Annotated in this window: 14 protein-coding genes and 1 tRNA gene; 13 read left to right on the top strand and 2 right to left on the bottom strand. The window is 67.9% G+C overall.

What is annotated here, in order from left to right:
• Positions 1 to 8 precede the first annotated feature (8 nt).
• The 10 genes from FLQ03_RS00475 (at position 9) to FLQ03_RS00520 (ending at position 9,233) form a co-directional block, all read left to right on the top strand.
• The gene (locus FLQ03_RS00475) at positions 9 to 368 is read left to right on the top strand and encodes a hypothetical protein (protein ID WP_144373497.1); all 360 of its coding nucleotides are present in this window, start codon (positions 9 to 11) and stop codon (positions 366 to 368) included.
• A 14-nt stretch (positions 369 to 382) separates the two neighbouring features.
• Positions 383 to 458 (top strand) — tRNA-Thr (locus FLQ03_RS00480).
• A 116-nt stretch (positions 459 to 574) separates the two neighbouring features.
• Positions 575 to 1,306: a phosphonate metabolism transcriptional regulator PhnF gene (phnF, locus tag FLQ03_RS00485; protein WP_144373498.1), complete on the top strand. Its 732-nt coding sequence runs from the start codon at positions 575 to 577 to the stop codon at positions 1,304 to 1,306.
• 102 nt (positions 1,307 to 1,408) lie between these two features.
• Complete coding sequence (locus FLQ03_RS00490; protein WP_144373499.1) at positions 1,409 to 2,422, top strand: putative 2-aminoethylphosphonate ABC transporter substrate-binding protein; 1,014 nt, start codon at positions 1,409 to 1,411, stop codon at positions 2,420 to 2,422.
• Positions 2,423 to 2,464: 42 nt separating this feature from the next.
• Entirely contained in the window at positions 2,465 to 3,028 is a 564-nt protein-coding gene (locus FLQ03_RS00495; RefSeq protein WP_144373500.1) for a phosphonate degradation HD-domain oxygenase, read from the top strand.
• Complete coding sequence (locus tag FLQ03_RS00500; RefSeq protein ID WP_144373501.1) at positions 3,025 to 4,167, top strand: putative 2-aminoethylphosphonate ABC transporter ATP-binding protein; 1,143 nt, start codon at positions 3,025 to 3,027, stop codon at positions 4,165 to 4,167. Before FLQ03_RS00495 ends, FLQ03_RS00500 begins: the two co-directional genes overlap by 4 nt.
• Positions 4,158 to 5,846 carry a putative 2-aminoethylphosphonate ABC transporter permease subunit gene (locus tag FLQ03_RS00505; RefSeq protein ID WP_144373502.1) on the top strand — a complete coding sequence of 563 codons (1,689 nt, stop codon included), beginning with the start codon at positions 4,158 to 4,160 and terminating at the stop codon, positions 5,844 to 5,846. Before FLQ03_RS00500 ends, FLQ03_RS00505 begins: the two co-directional genes overlap by 10 nt.
• Positions 5,847 to 5,914: 68 nt before the next feature.
• Positions 5,915 to 7,015 (top strand): 2-aminoethylphosphonate--pyruvate transaminase, encoded by a 1,101-nt coding sequence (locus FLQ03_RS00510; RefSeq protein WP_144373503.1) that lies wholly within the window; start codon positions 5,915 to 5,917, stop codon positions 7,013 to 7,015.
• Positions 7,016 to 7,026: 11 nt separating this feature from the next.
• Positions 7,027 to 7,842 carry a phosphonoacetaldehyde hydrolase gene (phnX, locus tag FLQ03_RS00515; RefSeq protein WP_144373504.1) on the top strand — a complete coding sequence of 272 codons (816 nt, stop codon included), beginning with the start codon at positions 7,027 to 7,029 and terminating at the stop codon, positions 7,840 to 7,842.
• Positions 7,839 to 9,233, top strand: coding sequence for an FAD-dependent oxidoreductase (locus FLQ03_RS00520; RefSeq protein ID WP_144373505.1), 1,395 nt, complete (start codon positions 7,839 to 7,841; stop codon positions 9,231 to 9,233). Before phnX ends, FLQ03_RS00520 begins: the two co-directional genes overlap by 4 nt.
• Before the next feature lie 17 nt (positions 9,234 to 9,250).
• Here FLQ03_RS00520 and FLQ03_RS00525 read toward each other — a convergent pair whose 3' ends face one another.
• Positions 9,251 to 9,904, bottom strand: coding sequence for a thermonuclease family protein (locus FLQ03_RS00525; protein ID WP_170252268.1), 654 nt, complete (start codon positions 9,902 to 9,904; stop codon positions 9,251 to 9,253).
• A 147-nt stretch (positions 9,905 to 10,051) separates the two neighbouring features.
• On the opposite strand from FLQ03_RS00525, the gene FLQ03_RS00530 reads away from it, so the two are divergent.
• Positions 10,052 to 11,473 (top strand): DUF945 family protein, encoded by a 1,422-nt coding sequence (locus FLQ03_RS00530; RefSeq protein WP_144373506.1) that lies wholly within the window; start codon positions 10,052 to 10,054, stop codon positions 11,471 to 11,473.
• Positions 11,474 to 11,908: 435 nt separating this feature from the next.
• Here the strand turns inward: FLQ03_RS00530 and FLQ03_RS00535 are convergent, their stop codons facing one another.
• On the bottom strand, positions 11,909 to 12,709 hold the full coding sequence (locus FLQ03_RS00535) for an AraC family transcriptional regulator (RefSeq protein WP_144373507.1): 801 nt from the start codon (positions 12,707 to 12,709) through the stop codon (positions 11,909 to 11,911).
• A gap of 96 nt (positions 12,710 to 12,805) precedes the next feature.
• On the opposite strand from FLQ03_RS00535, the gene FLQ03_RS00540 reads away from it, so the two are divergent.
• Positions 12,806 to 13,693 (top strand): DMT family transporter, encoded by an 888-nt coding sequence (locus tag FLQ03_RS00540; protein ID WP_144373508.1) that lies wholly within the window; start codon positions 12,806 to 12,808, stop codon positions 13,691 to 13,693.
• A 77-nt stretch (positions 13,694 to 13,770) separates the two neighbouring features.
• A complete protein-coding gene (locus FLQ03_RS00545; protein ID WP_206210809.1) occupies positions 13,771 to 14,520 on the top strand; it encodes a phosphatase PAP2 family protein in 750 nt (249 codons plus the stop codon).
• The last annotated feature ends 115 nt before the right edge of the window (positions 14,521 to 14,635 follow it).

Raw genomic sequence — 14,635 nt, forward strand, 5'->3', positions numbered from 1 at the left:
ACTCCACAGTGAAAGTGAATGACGGTGCGGCTTTCACCTTAGCCCAGATCACCCCCCGCGCGCAGCTTGCACGCGGCATGGCGACAGGCACACAGCACGCGGTTGCGGCAATGTCACCACGCATAGTCGAATCAAAACTATTGGATAATAAATATCAATTTAACATTGCTATCAAAAACCGCGATACTGCCAGCATCCACCCACAAGGAGCCCGCCATGAAACGCCTGCTGCAATACCGCGTCAGCCTGGAAGAAATGTGGTCGCACCTGGTGTGGCTGCAGTAACCCCGTGCCGGGCAGCCAGCCACGGCGCCCCGCTTGCAGATTTTTTGCAAGCAGGGCTTGCCAAAGCGCCATGCCTTGTCTAATATTCGCGTCCTACGCCGGTGTAGCTCAGTTGGTAGAGCAGCTGACTTGTAATCAGAAGGTCGAGGGTTCGACTCCTTTCTCCGGCACCAAGCATTTAGGCCCCTGTCGCAAGACAGGGGCCTTTTGCGTTTGCGGCCGGCCGCACAGCTGCAGCTGTCACATTGCCGTGCTATGGTGCGGCAAACCGTTGCTACCCCGTACCCGCATGAACAAACGCCTTAGCCGCCCTGCCGGCACCCCGTTGTGGCTGCAAATCGAAGCCACCCTCAGCCAGGAAATCCTCGCCCGCACCCTGCAAGGCCGCCTGCCCAACGAGCAGGCGCTGGCCGAGCGCTTTGCCGTCAACCGCCACACCGTACGCCAGGCCATCCAGCAACTGCTAGCCAAAGGGCTGGTACGCATCGAACGCGGCCGTGGCACCTTTGTGCAGGAAGAACTGATCGCCTACCGCCTGGGCAAGAGCAGCCGCTTTTCGCACAGCCTCAGCGAACAGCACCTGGTCAGCGACGTGGACATCCAGTCCTGCCACTTCGAGCCGGCCAGCGACGCCGTGGCCCGCCTGCTGGGCGTGGCAGAAGGTGCGCCGCTGCTGCGCGTGGAAGCGCTGGACCTGGCCGACGGCAAGGTGGTCAGCGTCTGTACCCAGTACTTTCCGCTGCCGCGCTTTGAAGGCTTTATCGAACACTACCGCCACAGCCGCAGTACCAGCGAAGCGTTTGCCCGCGTCGGCATTACCCGCTTCAACCGCACGCTCAGCCGCATCAGCGCCCGCCTGCCGCGCCCGGAAGTGGCCGCCGCGCTGGGCCTGGGCAAGCAGCAGCCCATCCTGTACGTGGAAAGCGTGTACGCCGACAGCGACGGCCAGCCCATCGAATACGGCATTACCCGCTTTGGCGGCGACAGCGTGCAGATCGAGATCACGCCGGACAGCCTGTAGCTGCCGCACCACAAAGTCATCTAGACATCTAGATGTAAATCGCATGTAACCTTGGGTCGCTACAGTGGCGCCTGTCACCCAACCCGACTCAAGGCTCACGACATGCACTCCTCCCGCACCCTGCTGGCCGGCGCCCTGGCGCTGTGCAGCCTGGCCGCCCTGGCCGACACCACCCTCACCGTCTACACCGCGCTGGAAGCCGACCAGCTGAAGGCCTACCAGCAGAAGTTCGAGCAGGAATACCCGGACATCAAGCTGCGCTGGGTGCGCGACTCCACCGGCATCATCACCGCCAAGCTGCTGGCCGAAAAAGCCAACCCGCAGGCCGACGTGGTGATGGGCGTGGCCGCGTCGTCGCTGCTGGTGCTGGAAAAGGAAGGCATGCTGCAGCCTTATGCGCCGAAAAATGTGGCCAAGCTCAGCAAGGCCTACGTGGATGACAGCAACCCGCCGGCCTGGGTAGGCATGGACGTATGGGGCGCGGCCATCTGCTTCAACACCGTGGAAGCGGCCAAGCTGGGCCTGAAAAAACCGGAAAGCTGGAAAGACCTGCTGAAGCCGGAATACAAGGGCAAGATCGTGATGCCCAACCCGGCCTCCAGCGGCACCGGCTACTTCGACGTCAGCGCCTGGCTGACGCTGTTCGGCGACAAGGAAGGCTGGTCCTACATGGACAAGCTGCACCAGAACATTGCGCAGTACACCCACTCCGGCTCCAAGCCGTGCAAGCAGGCCGCCGCCGGCGAGTTCCCGATCGGCATTTCGTTTGAATACCGCGCCGCCAAGCTGAAAGACGGCGGAGCGCCGATCGACGTGGTGTTCCCCAAAGAAGGCCTGGGTTGGGACGTGGAAGCCACCGCCATCCTGAAAGGCACCCGCAACCTGGCCGCCGCCCGCAGCCTGGCTGACTGGTCGGCGTCGCAGTCGGCCAACGAGCTGTACGAGAAGAACTTCGCCATCGTGGCCATGCCGGGCATTGCCAAGCCCAACCCGCACATCCCCGCCGACTACGAAAAACGCCTGGTGAAGCAGGACCTGCGCTGGTCTGCGGCCAACCGTGACCGCATCCTGGCCGAGTGGACCCGCCGCTACGACGCCAAATCCGAACCCAAGTAAGCCCTTGCGCGCGGCGGGCCCGGCCCGCCGCCGGAGCCTGCCATGCACGCACCGCTGAACACCCTGGACGAACTCGCCGCCGTGCTGGCCGATAGCGGCAACCGCCTGTACGGCGGCGAAGCCGTCAGCCAGCTGGCACACGCGCTGCAAGGCGCCCAGGCCGCCGAACAGGACGGCGCCAGCCCGGCGCTGATCGTGGCCACCCTGCTGCACGACCTGGGCCACCTGGTGTGCGAGCAGGGCGACGACGATATCGCCAACGGCATCAACGATCACCACGAAGCCGTGGCCGTGCAGGTACTGCGACGGCTGTTCGGCGACGAGGTACTGCAGCCGATTGCGCTGCACGTGGCCGCCAAACGCTTTCTGTGCGTGACCGATCCGGCCTATCTGGCCGGCCTGTCGCCCGCCTCGCGCGCGTCGCTGGCACTGCAAGGCGGGGCGATGGACGCCGCCGCCTGCCAGCGCTTCTGCCGCCACCCGCACGCTGCCGACGCGCTGCGCCTGCGCCGCTACGACGACGCCGCCAAGACGCCGGGGCTGGCCACGCCACCGTTGGCGCACTACCTGGCCATCGCCGCCACCCTGCTGAAAGACACACCATGAAACACGACCCTGCCGCCCTGCTGCACCGTGCACCGCCCGGCGCCACGCCGGCCACCGGCACCCCCTACCTGCGCCTGGCCGGCATCAGCAAACGCTTTGGCCAGCAGCAGGTGCTGCGCCAGCTGGACCTCGATATCGCCAAAGGCGAGTTTGTGTGCCTGCTGGGCCCGTCAGGCTGCGGCAAGACCACGCTGCTGCGCCAGATCGCCGGCCTGGACGCGGCCGACAGCGGCAGCATCGAGCTGGCCGGCCGCGACATCACCCGGCTGCCGCCGGCCGCGCGCGACTACGGCATCGTGTTCCAGAGTTACGCGCTGTTCCCCAACCTGACCGTGGCCGACAACATCGGCTACGGCCTGGGCGGCAGCCGTGCCGCCCGCCGCCAGCGGGTGCAAGACCTGCTGGCGCTGATCGGCCTGGACGGCATTGCCGAACGCTACCCGGCGCAGCTGTCCGGCGGCCAGCAACAGCGCGTGGCGCTAGCGCGCGCGCTGGCCACCTCGCCCGGCCTGCTGCTGCTAGACGAACCGCTGTCTGCACTGGACGCCCGCGTGCGCGAGCACCTGCGCCGCGAAATCCGCGCCCTGCAGCAAAAACTGGGCATTACCACGCTGATGGTGACCCACGACCAGGAAGAAGCGCTGACCATGGCCGACCGTGTGGTGGTGATGAACGGCGGCCGCATCGAACAATGCGACAGCCCGTTTGCCGTTTACCGCCAGCCAGCCAGCCGCTTTGTCGCCGGGTTTGTCGGCCAGGGCAACTGGCTGCCGGCGCGCAGCTGCGGCGTGCAGCAGGTACAGCTGGGCGAGCAGCGCCTGCTGCTGCCCACCCCGCACGGCGTGGCGCACGGCGACACGCTGGACCTGTTCATCCGCCCGGAAGACATCGTGCTGCACCCGGCGTGGCCGGCCGCCGGCGACGCCACGCTGGCCGACGTGCTGAAGCTGGAACTGCTGGGGCCGGTGTACCGGCTGAGCCTGCTGGTGCCGGCCTGGGGCGGGCAGCGGGTACTGGCCGATGTTGGCCACGCGCAGTTGGCCGCACTGGGCTTGGACAATGCGCGGCGGGTGCCGGTGTCGCTCGACCTGGCGCGGCTGCGCGCCTTTGCCCGCGAGGAGGCCGCACCATGCGCCTGAGCCTCGCCCCGCGTTTGCAAGCCAGCGCCGACGAGCGGCTGGTGAAGTGCCTGCTGTGGCTGCTGCTGGCGGTGCTGGTGGTCGCCATCCTGCTGCCACTGGGCGCCATGCTGGGCCAGGCCTTGCCCGCCGGTAGCCAGGGCCACACCACGCTGGCCCCGCTGCTGGCCACCCTGGCGCAGCCGGGTCTGGCACGCGCCACGCTGGGTAGCGTGCAGCTGGCCGGCCTCACCACGCTGCTGGTGGTGCCGCTAGCCTACGCCTACGCCGCCGCCCTCACCCGGGTGGCGCTGCCGGGCGCCGGCCTGTTCCGCCTGCTGGCCCTGTTGCCGCTGCTGGCGCCGTCGCTGCTGCCGGGTATTTCGCTGGTTTACCTGTTCGGCAACCAGGGCCTGCTGCGCCACTGGCTGCCGGACGGCGCGCTGTACGGCCTGCCCGGCATGGTGATGGGCGAGGCGTTCTATACCTTTCCGCACGCGCTGATGATTCTGCTGACCGCGCTGAGTATCGGCGACGCACGCCTGTATGAGGCCGCGCGCACGCTGGGCGCCGGGCCGCTGCGCCGCTTTGTCACCATCACGCTGCCGGCCACGCGCTACGGCCTGGTATCGGCAGCGATGGTGGTGTTCACGCTGGCGGCCACCGATTTTGGCGTGGCCAAGGTAGTAGGCGGCCAGTACCCGGTGCTGGCGCTGGAGGCCTACAAGAAGGTGGTGGGGCAGCAGGACTTCGCCCACGGCGCCGTCATCGGCCTGCTGTTGCTGCTGCCGGCGCTGCTGTCGTTTGGCGTCGACCGCTGGCTGCAGGCGCGCCAGCGCGGCCAGGCCGGCGCCCGCGCCGTGCCGCTGCAGCCCTTGCGCGGCTGGCTGCCGCGTACTGCCGGCCTGCTGCTGTGCACACTGGTGGGCGCTGCGCTACTCGCCCTGCTGGGCACCGCCATCGCCGCCGCCTTCATCAAACAGTGGCCGTACCAGTTGCAGTTCACGCTGCAGCATTTCGACTTCGACCTGGTAGACGGCGGCGGCTGGCTGGCGTTCGGCAACAGCGTGCAGATGGCGCTGTACACCGCGCTGGCCGGCACTGTGGTGGTGTTTGGCGGCGCCTGGGCGGCCACCCGCCTGCGCAGCGCCGGCGTGGCAGGCCAGTGGCTGCACGCGGTGGCCATGCTGCCGATGGCCGTACCCGGCCTGGTGCTGGGCCTGGGCTACATCTTCTTCTTCAACCATGCGGCCAACCCGCTGCACGGCCTGTACGGCACGCTGGCCCTACTGGTGCTGTGTTCGGTGGCGCACTTTTACACCACCGCCCACCTCACCGCCTGCACCGCGCTGGCGCAGCTGGACGCCGACACCGAGGCGGTGGCTGCTTCGCTGAAAGTGCCGCTGTGGCGCACGCTGTGGCGCGTCACCCTGCCCGCCTGCCTGCCGGCGGTGCTGGAGATTGCCCGCTACTTTTTCGTGTCGGCGATGACCACGGTGTCGGCGGTGATCTTCCTGTACACCCCCGACAGCGTGCTGGCCGCCGTGGCGGTGCTGAACATGGACGACGCCGGCGACACCGCCGCCGCCGCCGCGATGGCCACGCTGATCGTGGCCACCTCCGGCGCCGCCTGCCTGCTGTTTGCCTTGCTGTCCCGCGTCTGGCTGGCACGCAGCCAGCGCTGGCGACAACCCCGTTAACGCTTGCCTGCCGGGCTGTGGCCCGGTTTTTCTGACCCCGCAAAGACATCTAGATATCAAGGAACATCATGCGCGAACCCATCCTGCTCACCCCCGGCCCGCTGACCACCAGCCTGGCCACCAAAACCGCCATGCTCACCGACTGGGGCTCGTGGGACAGCCGCTTCAAGGCGCTGACCGCCAGCGTCTGCCACGACCTGCTGGCCATTGCCGGCGGGCTGGACAGCCACGTGTGCGTACCGCTGCAAGGCTCCGGCACCTTTGCCGTGGAAGCCGCAGTGGCCAACCTGGTGCCACGTGACGGCAAGCTGCTGGTGCTGGCCGGCGGCGCCTACGGCCAGCGCATGGCCGACATCGCCCGCTACCTGGGCCGCCCGTACAGCGTGTACGCCACCGCCGATGACAGCGCGCCGGACGCCGCCACGCTGGCGATGCTGCTGCACGACGACCCGGCCATCACCCACGTCGGCCTGGTGCACTGCGAAACCAGTACCGGCATGCTGAACCCGCTGCCCGAGCTGGCCGCCGCCGTGCACGCTGCCGGCCGCCGCCTGATCGTGGACGCAATGTCCAGCTTCGGCGCGCTGCCCATCGACGTGGCCGCGCTGCATATCGACGCGCTGGTGGCCAGCAGCAACAAGTGCCTGGAAGGCGTGCCCGGCATGGGCTTCGTCATCGTCAACCAGGCCAGCCTGGCACAGAGCGCCGGCAACAGCCACTCGCTGGCGCTGGACCTGCACGCGCAGCAGCAATACCTGCACGCCAGCGGCCAGTGGCGCTACACGCCGCCCACCCACGTGGTAGCGGCGCTGCGTGCCGCGCTGGACCAATACCTGGCCGAAGGCGGCCAGCCGGCGCGGCTGGCGCGTTACGCGGCCAACGCCAGGCTGCTGGCCGACACGCTGCAGGCCGGCGGCCTGCGCCCGTTCCTGCCGCCGGCGCTGCAGGCGCCGATCATCCTTACCTTCCACGCGCCGGCCCACCCCGACTACCGCTTTGCCACCTTCTACGAGGCGGTGCGCGAACAGGGCTTCGTGCTCTACCCCGGCAAGCTCACCACGCAGGAAACCTTCCGCGTCGGCTGCATCGGTGCCATCGACCACGCCGAAATCGGCCAGGCCGGCCACGTCATTGTTTCCATCCTGCGCCAGCTCGGCTGGCTGGCTTGAGGACTTAGCCCATGCATAACTACCAACACCTTGAAGCGCTGATCCTGGACTGGGCCGGCACCGTCGTCGACTTCGGCTCCTTCGCCCCCACCCGCGTACTGCTGGACGTGTTCGCCAGCGTCGGCGTGCCGGTCACCCTGGCCGAAGCGCGCGTGCCGATGGGCCTGGCCAAGTGGGACCACATCCAGGCGCTGGGCCGCCTGCCCGCCGTGGCTGAACGCTGGCAGGCACGCTTTGGCCGGCCCATGCAGGACAGCGACGTCGACGCACTGTACGCCCAGTTCATGCCACGGCAGGTAGCGCTGGTGGGCGAGTACTCCGCCGCCATCCCCGGTGCGTTTGCCACCGTGGCCAGCCTGCGGGCGCGCGGTTTGAAGATCGGCAGCTGCTCCGGCTACCCGCGCGTGGTGATGGACCAGCTGCTGCCGCTGGCCGCCGCCGCCGGCTACGCCCCCGACCACACCGTGGCCACCGACGACCTGCCGGCCGGCGGCCGCCCGGGGCCGTGGATGGCGCTGGCCAACGTGCTGGCGCTGGGTATCGGCGACGTGCGCCACTGCGTGAAAGTGGACGACACCGCGCCGGGCATTACCGAAGGCCTGCGTGCCGGCATGTGGACGGTAGGCCTGGCCGCCAGCGGCAACGCGGTGGGGCTGAGCGCCGCCGAGTGGGCGGCGCTGACGCCGGCGCAGCAGGACGAATACCGCCGCCCTGCCGCCGCCATGCTGCGCGAGGCCGGTGCCCACTACGTGGTGGACACGCTGAGCGAGCTGCCGGCGGTGCTGGACGCCATCGACGCCCGCCTGGCCGCCGGCGAACGGCCATGAAGCAGCATGCGTTCTGGCTGCAGCAGGCGCTGGCCAGCGCAGACCAGCCGGCGCCGGTACCGCTGCAAGGCGAGCTGCAGGCCGATGTGTGCATTGTCGGCGGCGGCTTTACCGGGCTGTGGACCGCCATCATGACGCAGCTGGCGCAGCCGCAATGGCGCATCGTGCTGCTGGAAAAAGACCTGTGTGGCAGCGGTGCTTCCGGCCGCAACGGCGGCTGCATGCTGACCTGGAGCACCAAGTACCTGACGCTGTGCCGGCTATACGGTGCCGAAGAAGCCGGCCGTCTGGTGGCCGCGTCGGAACAGGCGGTGTTCGACATTGCCGCCTTCTGCCAGCAATACGGTATCGACGCCCAGCTGCGCCTTGGCGGCGCCGTATACGCCGCCAGCAACGCCGCGCAAGTTGGCAGCCTCACTAGCGTGTTGCGGGCGCTGGACCAGGTTGGCCGCAACCGCTGGCAAGCGCTGGACGCCGCCGGCACCGTGGCACTGGGCGGCAGCGCGGCCTTGCAGCACGGCGTGTACAGCGCAGCAGCCGGCAGCCTGCAACCGGCGCTGCTGGTACGCGGCCTGTTGCGGGTGGCACGCCAGCTGGGCGTGCGCGTGTTCGAGCACAGCGCGATGACCACGCTGCAGGAAGACGAATACGTGCACGTGCACACGCCGCACGGCCGGGTGCGGGCACAGCAGGCAGTGATGGCGTTAAACGCGGCCATGCCGCGCCGTTTTGGCCGCCTGGCCGACAGCGTGGTACTGGTGTCGTCCGATATGGTGATCACCGAGCCGGCACCCGCGATCATCGCGCAGCTAGGCCTGCAGCGCGGCCAGGCGGTGTGCGACCTGCGTACCTTCGTGCACTACTGGCGCAGCACGCCCGACGGCCGGCTGATGCTGGGCAAGGGCGGCAACCGCATTGCCTGGGGCAACCGCCTGCACGATTATTTCGACCAGCCCAGCGCCTACCGCGGCCAACTGCAAGCCGCCATCGCGCGCTTCTTCCCGGCGCTGGCTGAGGTGCCGCTGGCGCAAAGCTGGACTGGCGCCTCCGACCGCTCGGCCACCGGCATGCCGTTCTTTGGCGTGCTGCCCGGCTACCGGCGCGTGTGGTACGGCATGGGCTATTCCGGCAACGGCGTGGTGCAATGTCACCTCGGCGGCCAACTGCTGAGCAGCCTGCTGCTGGGGCAAGACAACGCCTGGACGCGCAGCCCGCTGGCGCAAGGGCCACTGGCGCAGTTTCCGCCCGAGCCGCTGCGCTGGCCGGGCGCCATGCTGGTGCGGCAGGCCATCCGCAGCGTCGAGGCCCGGCAGGACGTCGGCCGGCAACCGGCATGGCTGGCTACCCGGCTGGCGGCGCTGGCCAGCATGGCCGGCAAGGCCGACCGCTAAGGCTCAGCGCTTAGCACTTAGCGACGGCACAAGGCAGCGCAGGGAATGCCGTCGTTATTGCCGTCCAGCTTTTTGACGCCGCACTGCTGCAGGTAAAACTGCGCCTCGGCGCAGCTGGCCATCTGGCTGCAGCGCTGCTTGCTGCCGCACTGGAACGCCGGCGCCGGGCTGGCTGGCGTGCGTTGGCCAGGGTTGGCCGCAGGCGGTGCCGCCGGTGCATCGGGCGGCGGCAACGGCGTGGCGCGGCGGCTGCCACGGCGCCAGTCTTGCGGCCGCACCGGCCCGTCACCGGCCCACAAACCACGCCCGGCCGCCCGCGCCGCATTTTCGGCGGCCACATAGTGCGGCTCTTTCAGGTAGTCGCGGTAGGCCCAGGCCCAGCCGTCCTGTACCTGCGCCAGGTTGATATCGACGCCGTCCAGCCACAGCCGCACCACCTGGCGGCCGTATTTGTCGGTTTCGTGGCGCTCCACCTCGACGCTGCGGCCGAACACCCGCGCCGCCAGCGCCGCCCTGGCCCGTTGGCCGTAAGGCTGCGCCCGTTCCGGCGCGTCGATCTGCGACAAGCGCAACGTGACCTCGCGCCACCCCTGCAAACACTTGACCGTATCGCCATCGCTAACCGCGGTTACCCGGCAACTGGCGGCCATGCCCGCCAGCAGCCAAGCCATCGCCAACGCTCCTGCAAGCCATCGCAACACGACGCTCCCCTTCGCAGACCAAAAAAGCCATGTAAACACGTTGCGATCATCGCGTAAATTGACCATCGCATACCATTGCCATAGGGTGTCCGCATCGCCACCTGCGAGCCACACCCGATGAAAAAGACCGTTCTCGTCGCCAGCGTCACCGCCGCCCTGCTGGCAGCCCTGGCCGGCGCCAGTGCCTACGGCGCCTGGCGCGTGCACCAGCAGCTGAACCGCATTCACAACGCGCTACCGGATTACCCGATCCTGAAACCGGTTACCCGCAGCAAAACCTACAGCCTGCTGCAAAGCGAAGAGCGCGTCAGTTACCAGCTGGGCTGCGACAACCTGTTCAGCAGCGAGATGTTCGGCGGCCAGCGCCCCAGCCTGACACTGCGGCACGTGGTGTCGCACAACCCGCTCAACCCTGGCGTGCACACCGAGATCGTGTGGTCGCCACAGTGGCAGGAAAAACTCAAGACACTGTACGGCGAACAGCCGCCGCTGGCCATCGACACCCGCCTGCGCTGGAACGGCGACGTGGAAACCACGCTGCACAGCCCCGGCGTCAAGGTGGACCGCGACAGCCGCCACGTGAACTGGCAAGGGCTGACGCTGGTGCTTCAGTACGACCAGGCGCTGACGCGGCTGCACAGCCGCCTGACGCTACCCGGCCTCGCCCTGGCCGACGACGCGCAGCGCTGGCAGATCGAACTGCAAGCCAGTGAATACAGCAGCCAGCTGGTGCGCAGCCCCAGCGGTCTGCTGCTGGGCAAGGATAGCTGGCGTACAAGCGGCCTCACACTACAGCAAGGCAGCGGTACCAGCGCGCAGGGTTTCAGCAGCGGCCCGCTGCAGGCCAGCCACGACAGCCGCGAGCAAAGCGGCATGGTGGAGACCAGCGGCAAGTTCAGCTGGGTAGGCTTGCACCTGAACAACAAACCGCTGGGTGACCTAAGCAGCAGCGGCAACCTCAGCCGCCTGAACGCCGCCGCGCTGGCCGAATCGCAACGCCAGACACTGCACCAGGGCCTGCTGCAGTGCCAGCTCAACAACGACCTGCTCCACCCCGACCAACGCGCACTGCTGATCAAGCTGCTGGCCGGCAACCCGGCGTTGGCGGTGGCCGTGGCACTGGCCACACCGGACGGTGCGGCCAACCTGCAGCTGGACGCCGCACTGAAAGGGGTAACCGAAGCCGACCTGGCGCAGGAAAAACTGCAGGCACTGCAAGACAAGATCAGCCTGCAAGCGCGGCTATCGTGGCCGCAAGCGCTGCCCGAGCGCTGGGTGAACGACTTTGCGCCGGAACACCAGCGTGACGCGCTGGTACAGCAATACCGGCTGAGCGTGGCGCCGCTGCTGCAAAGCGGCCACCTGCGCCAGAACGGCAACCGGCTGGAAACGCGCTTTGACCTGGTAGGCGGCAAGCTGCTGCAGAACGGCCTGCCGATGGCCGGCCTGTCGCCGCTGTCCCCGCCACCGGCCGCCGCCGCAGCGGCACCGGAAGCCAGCGCCCCGGCGTTTGAGGAAACCAGCGGCGCGCCGCAGTAGGCCCAGTCTGGCTGTTTTCTGCCGGCACAAGGCCCCGCAACAGACGTAATGCCAGTCAGTTAACGCTGACTGGCATTTTTTGTTTAGAGGTTTGTGGCGTTGAAGTACGCTAGTGTGTCCGCTACGCGGACGATGATTAGATGCCGGTTCCGCCCGGCACACGGGAAAGGGGGCGGATTGCCGCCCCCTTTTCATTCCCCCGCAACCCGGGGCTGCTCGAAACCCCGGTCAAAACGGCACGCCCCAGGCGCCGCCGAACTCGCTCCTCGCTAACGGCTCGGAGCTCAAACAAATCGGCGACTTAAAACCTGGAGCGAACCATTTTGACCGGCTCGCGCCAACGGGATGGGGTGCTTCACTCACGTCCTGCTACTTGAAAACCAAGCACATTCGCCTAACTGAATGGCATTACGCCACAGGCGGGGCCTTGTGCCATTACGGCAGCACCTTGCCAGCCAGCAACTGGCGGCGGTAGCGCTCCGGCGTCATGCCGGTGTGGCGCGAAAACATGGCGATGAAGGCCGACGGCGTGGCGTACCCCAGTTCGGCGGCGATATCGGCCACGGTACGGCCGGCTTTCAGCCAGGCCAGCGCCTGCAGCAGGCGCACCCGGTTGCGCCAGGCGGCAAAGCTCATGCCCAGTTGCTGCTGGAAACGGCGCGCCAGCGTGCGCTCGGTGCTGTGTACCTGCGCCGCCCACGCGGCCAACGTGGTGTTGTCCCCCGGCTGCGCCCGCACCGCGCGCAGCACCGGCCGCAGCAGGCGGTCGTCGCTATCGGGTAGGTAGTCGTCCACACTGCCGGCCTGCACCAGCCGGTGCAACAGCAGCTGCGCCTGATGCTGGTCCCAGGCGTCGGCCATCGCCGTCACGCCGCGCTGGCAAAAATCGTCCAGCAAGGCACGCAACAGCGGCGTTTGCGGGATCAGGCACGGGCGCTGCGGCAGGCTGGCGGCCAAGGCGGGCGCTACGTACACCGACACGTAGTCCAGCGCCTGGCGGATATGCGCCGCGTGCGGCAGGTCGGCCGGTATCCACACCAGGTACTCGGCCGGTGCGGCCAACGTGCGCTCCGGCAGCTGCAGCTCCAGAATGCCCAGGCTGATGCGGTTGATCTGGCCCCACGGGTGGATGTGCCACTCGAAGTCGGTATTGGCCAGGTACTGCTCGTGGCGGAAGTGCAGTGGCGCCGGCGGCGGCAGGCCCAGGTCGGTGCTGCTGTAGTGGTAGGCGGGCATGTTGTCGGCAATGGCGTATCGGATTGTCTGTTTCGAAGTATAAGCCAGTAAACAGACAACGCTACACTGCCGGCATTCCTCTGTAAGGAGCCTGTCATGGCCAGTCTGTTTCCCATGCTGGCGGTGCTGATCTGGGCCGCCAATACCGTTGCTTCCAAAGCTGCCGCCAGCGTGCTGGACCCGGCCGCGGTGTCGTTTTACCGCTGGCTGGTAGCCCTGCTGGTGCTCAGCCCTTTCATGTGGCGCCCGCTGCGCCGGCAGTGGCCGGCTATCCGCCCCATGCTGCCGCGCTTTGCCGTGCTGGCCCTGCTGGGCATGGTGGCGTACCAGTGCCTGGCCTACTACGCCGCCCACCTGACCACGGCTACCAATATGGGCGTGATCTGCGCGCTGATTCCACTGCTGGGCCTGCTGCTGAATGCGGTGGTGTTCCGGCAGCGCATCAGTGCAGCCGCCGCGGCAGGGGTGGCGGTGTCGCTGGCGGGCGTGCTGTACCTGCTGGGCGCCGGCAACCCGCTGGCGCTGCTGGCCGGTGGCGTGAACGGCGGTGACGCGCTGATGCTGCTGGGTTCGGCCAGCTACGCGCTATACGGCATTCTGTTCAAGCGCTGGGCGCCGCCGTTCGGCCAGTGGCTGAACCTGTACGTGCAGGTGGGCCTGGCGGTACTGATGCTGATACCGGTCGCCGCCACAGCACACAGCATGGCCATCCCGCCGGCCGGGGTGCCGCTGGTGCTGTTTGCCGGCATTGCCTCGTCCATTCTGGCGGCCTACTTCTGGATGCGCGGTATCCAGACGCTGGGCAGCGACCGCACCGCCATCTTCATGAACCTGCTGCCGCTGTTCACTGCGCTGCTGGCCAGCGTGACGCTGGGCGAGACCATCCACGGTTACCACTGGCTGGGCGGCGGCCTGATCCTGCTGGGCGTCAGCCTCAGCCAGGGCGTCTTGCGGCTGCCGCTATGGAAAAAACAACACGCCTGAGGCGGGCCGCCTGCGTAAGTTCTGCCGCAGGCGGCTGATTAAGGTCAACTTAAGGCAACGGCGGCAGGATGGCGCGCATGTTTTCTCCAGCAGGCGCCATCATGCAAGGGAGCATTCTCAGCACCACGCGGGCCACCCGCCCCGTTTCCCTGGCCAGCCGCGTGCTGCGCCGTGCCGGCTGGCAGCTGGTGGTCAGCACCACACTGGCCCTGTTGTTTCTGGTACTGGAATACGACACCAGGCTGGACGACAGCGTCACCCGCCTGTTCTACAGCCCCAGCCTGCTCGGTTTTCCGTTGCAGGACAGCGTGTGGCTGGAATGGCTGAACCATAGGCTGGCCAAATACGCCGTCGCCACCTGCGGGCTATGGCTGCTGGCCAGCGGCCTGTACCGTCGGGATAGCCGCCGCACCTTCACCGCCGGCATGATGATGCTGGGGGCGGCAGCGGTCTCCGCGCTGAAGGCCCGCAGCGCCCATTCCTGCCCGTGGGACGTCGCTGCCTACGGCGGCAATGCCGAGCACTTTCCTACCCTCGCTACCATCCCGTTGAATGCCGGCCCCGGCCATTGCTTTCCCGGCGGCCACGCCTCGGCCGGCTTTGCCCTGATGGCGTTGTATTTCTACTGGCAACCGGCACACCCGGCCCGGGCGCGCATGGCGCTGTGGGGTGGCGTGCTGGCCGGCATGCTGATGGGGCTGGGCCAGATTGCGCGTGGCGCCCACTTTCTCAGCCACAACCTGTGGAGCGGCTGGGTGGTGTGGGTAGTCTGCGTGCTGGGCTTTGCGCTGTTCGACTACCGGGCTGCGCGCCGCCACCAAGCCTGATCACCCGCGACGGATGTTGTCGCTGACCCGCCCTGTTTGCCACGCAAACAGGATTTTTTTGTTATGCCGGGCCCGATTTACGCTGGCTGCCGGGCACGTCCGCTTGCCGCAGGCA

Origin of the sequence: Vogesella urethralis, assembly GCF_007644045.2 — a bacterium.
Lineage (GTDB): Bacteria > Pseudomonadota > Gammaproteobacteria > Burkholderiales > Chromobacteriaceae > Vogesella > Vogesella urethralis.

Bases quoted from the DNA above. Each gene is read 5' to 3' on its own strand.
- phnF (WP_144373498.1), top strand. From the start codon at position 575: ATGAACAAACGCCTTAGCCGCCCTGCCGGCACCCCGTTGTGGCTGCAA.
- FLQ03_RS00490 (WP_144373499.1), top strand. From the start codon at position 1,409: ATGCACTCCTCCCGCACCCTGCTGGCCGGCGCCCTGGCGCTGTGCAGC.
- FLQ03_RS00495 (WP_144373500.1), top strand. From the start codon at position 2,465: ATGCACGCACCGCTGAACACCCTGGACGAACTCGCCGCCGTGCTGGCC.
- FLQ03_RS00500 (WP_144373501.1), top strand. From the start codon at position 3,025: ATGAAACACGACCCTGCCGCCCTGCTGCACCGTGCACCGCCCGGCGCC.
- FLQ03_RS00505 (WP_144373502.1), top strand. From the start codon at position 4,158: ATGCGCCTGAGCCTCGCCCCGCGTTTGCAAGCCAGCGCCGACGAGCGG.
- FLQ03_RS00510 (WP_144373503.1), top strand. From the start codon at position 5,915: ATGCGCGAACCCATCCTGCTCACCCCCGGCCCGCTGACCACCAGCCTG.
- phnX (WP_144373504.1), top strand. From the start codon at position 7,027: ATGCATAACTACCAACACCTTGAAGCGCTGATCCTGGACTGGGCCGGC.
- FLQ03_RS00520 (WP_144373505.1), top strand. From the start codon at position 7,839: ATGAAGCAGCATGCGTTCTGGCTGCAGCAGGCGCTGGCCAGCGCAGAC.
- FLQ03_RS00525 (WP_170252268.1), bottom strand. From the start codon at position 9,904: ATGGCTTGGCTGCTGGCGGGCATGGCCGCCAGTTGCCGGGTAACCGCG.
- FLQ03_RS00530 (WP_144373506.1), top strand. From the start codon at position 10,052: ATGAAAAAGACCGTTCTCGTCGCCAGCGTCACCGCCGCCCTGCTGGCA.
- FLQ03_RS00535 (WP_144373507.1), bottom strand. From the start codon at position 12,709: ATGCCCGCCTACCACTACAGCAGCACCGACCTGGGCCTGCCGCCGCCG.
- FLQ03_RS00540 (WP_144373508.1), top strand. From the start codon at position 12,806: ATGGCCAGTCTGTTTCCCATGCTGGCGGTGCTGATCTGGGCCGCCAAT.
- FLQ03_RS00545 (WP_206210809.1), top strand. From the start codon at position 13,771: ATGTTTTCTCCAGCAGGCGCCATCATGCAAGGGAGCATTCTCAGCACC.